Consider the following 2,642-nt stretch of genomic DNA (forward strand, 5'->3'; position numbering starts at 1 on the left):
TCCACGACGACCAGCACGGCACGGCGATCGTGGTGCTGGCCGCGCTCCGCAACGCGCTGCGTGTCGTCGACAAGCGGCTGGAGGACCTGCGCATCGTCGTCAGTGGTGTCGGCGCTGCGGGACACGCGATCATCCAGCTGCTCGTGGCGCTCGGCGCCACCGACATCATCGGCTGCGGCAGCCGGGGCGCGATCCACCGCGGCGAGACCTACGCAGACCCCGACCGCCAGTGGATTGCCGACCACACGAACGCCGGCGACGAGTCCGGCTCCCTCCGGGACGTGCTCAAGGGGGCCGATGTCTTCATCGGGGTGTCGGCGCCGAACCTGCTGACCGGCGAGGACATCGCGACGATGGCCAAGGATGCGATCGTCTTCGCGCTCGCCAACCCCGACCCAGAGGTCGACCCTCTCGAGGCCGGCGAGCATGCCGCCGTCGTCGCCACCGGCCGCTCGGACTACCCGAACCAGATCAACAACGTGCTGGCCTTCCCGGGGTTCTTCCGGGGCATGCTCGACTCCGGCTCGGCCGAGATCACCCAACAGGTGATGATCGCCGCGGCGAAGGCCATCGCCGACTCGGTCACCCCGGACGAGCTGAACGCCAGCTACATCGTGCCGTCAGTCTTCGACCCGGTCGTCGCCCCTGCTGTCGCTGCTGCCGTGCGCGACGCCGTCGCCGGCGGGCCGAGCCAGCACCGGGGCGAGGAGAAGTGAGCATCGACGAGCTCGTCTCCCGGCTCGACACGCAGCTCGCGCATGCCGACGCTCGCCTGACGCGGGAGTATCCCGGTGACCGGGGGGTGCGCCAGCCCCTCCATACCGTCTACATCCCTGCGGACGCGTATGCCGCTCACACCGTCCCGGAGTGGGGTGACCGCGCGCTCGCCGTCCTCGACGAGCACGGCGCCGATGCCGCCGGCTTCGCCGACGCCGCTGGCTTGCCTGAGCACCTCGTCGAGCAGGTCTACCAGCGGGTGAGGGACAAGCTCTCGCGCGAGCCGGTCGAGGACGTCCGGATCGACTTCGAGGACGGCTACGGCAACCGGGCGGACGACGACGAGGACGCCGAGGCGGTGCGCGCCGCCGGTGCCCTCGCCGACGCGATCGAGGGGGGGAGCGCGGCGCCGTTCCACGGGATCCGGTTCAAGTCCTTCGAGGCGCCGACCCGCCGACGCGGGCTGCGCACCTTGGACCTCTTCGTCGGCGAGCTCGCCAAGCGTGGGGCCCTCGGCGATGGGTTCGTCCTGACCCTGCCCAAGGTGACCGCCGTCGAGCAGGTCGAGGCGATGGTCGCGGTGTGCGAGTGGCTGGAGGCGACCCACGGGCTGGCTCCCGGGCGGCTCGGCTTCGAGATCCAGGTCGAGACGCCGCAGTCGATCCTGGGGCCGGACGGCACGGCGCTGGTGGCTCGCATGATCCACGCGGGCGCGGGCCGGGTGACGTCCCTGCACTACGGCACCTACGACTACTCCGCCTCGTGCGGCATCGCCGCGGCGTACCAGAGCATGGAGCACCCCGCGGCCGACCATGCCAAGGGGGTCATGCAGGTCGCCGCGGCCGGCACCGGTGTGCATCTCTCGGACGGGTCGACGAACATCCTGCCCGTCGGCGACGCGGCTGCGGTCCGGCGCGGCTGGGCCCTGCACGCACGGCTGGTCCGCCGCTCCCTGGAGCGCGGCTACTACCAGGGTTGGGACCTGCACCCGGCACAGTTGCCGACCCGGTTCGCCGCGACGTTCGGGTTCTACCGCGACGGGTTCGAGTCGGCCGCGGCCCGGCTGAGGGCGTACACCGGCGGCGGTCACTCCGAGTACCTCGACGAGCCCGCCACCGCTGTGGCGCTCGCGGGCTTCGTGCTGCGGGGGGTCGAGTGCGGCGCCGTCGACGAGGCCGAGCTCGCCGATCGGATCGGCATCGACCGGGCGCGCCTCGCGCGGCTGGCGCGGCGCCGGACCGTCTGAGCCGCCCTGCCTCGCGGGTTGGCGCGCGGGCACAATGGCGGGCGTGTCCACCGAGTCCGTCCACACCTTCGTCCCCGTCCCGCCCGCGGACCGGCCGCGCCGTGTCCGCCGCACGGCACGGGTGCTGCTCGTCGACGACCGTGACAGGATCCTCCTCTTCTCCGACAGCGACCCGGGGCTTCCCGGACGACGCTGGTGGATCACGCCGGGAGGCGGGATCGACCCCGGCGAGACGGACGTCGCCGCGGCCGCCCGCGAGGTCGAGGAGGAGACCGGCGCGCGCATCGAGAAGGCTCAGCTGCTCGGGCCGGTGCTGAGTCGTCGCGTCATTCATGGCTACACCGACGTCGTCATCGACCAGGAGGACGTCTTCTTCGCCTGCTGGGTGCCGGCCTTCGAGGTGAGCGTCGCCGGCCACACTGAGCAGGAGCTGCTCACCCTGACCGCTCACCGGTGGTGGACGCGGGCCGAGCTGGCAACAACCGACGAGGAAATCTGGCCCGTCGAGCTGCTCACGATGTGGGCCGATGCGGACCTGCGGCGTCGCGAGACTGCCGCCGGCCAGCCGCCCCGTCCACCCGTGGATGGCGGCAGCGTGGAGGAGTCAACGGTCCCCGCATGAGGGCCACGCCCACCCCTCCGCCCCCCTGATGACCTGCTGAGTGTGACGCAGCAGCGG

The 2,642-nt window shown here is 72.2% G+C and carries 3 protein-coding genes; all 3 read left to right on the forward strand.

All coding sequences use genetic code 11. The features are described 5' to 3' along the window. A partial coding sequence (locus tag N864_RS21265) for an NAD(P)-dependent malic enzyme (protein ID WP_034722120.1) occupies positions 1-716 on the forward strand: 716 nt, incomplete at its 5' end. After that, entirely contained in the window at positions 713-1,963 is a 1,251-nt protein-coding gene (locus N864_RS21270) for a DUF6986 family protein (protein WP_051518897.1), read from the forward strand. The genes N864_RS21265 and N864_RS21270, both read left to right, overlap by 4 nt. Positions 1,964-2,006: 43 nt before the next feature. Next, the gene (locus N864_RS21275) at positions 2,007-2,585 is read left to right on the forward strand and encodes an NUDIX hydrolase (RefSeq protein WP_240474441.1); all 579 of its coding nucleotides are present in this window, start codon (positions 2,007-2,009) and stop codon (positions 2,583-2,585) included. The last annotated feature ends 57 nt before the right edge of the window (positions 2,586-2,642 follow it).

It is taken from the genome of Intrasporangium chromatireducens Q5-1 (assembly GCF_000576575.1).
Taxonomy (GTDB): domain Bacteria; phylum Actinomycetota; class Actinomycetes; order Actinomycetales; family Dermatophilaceae; genus Intrasporangium_A; species Intrasporangium_A chromatireducens.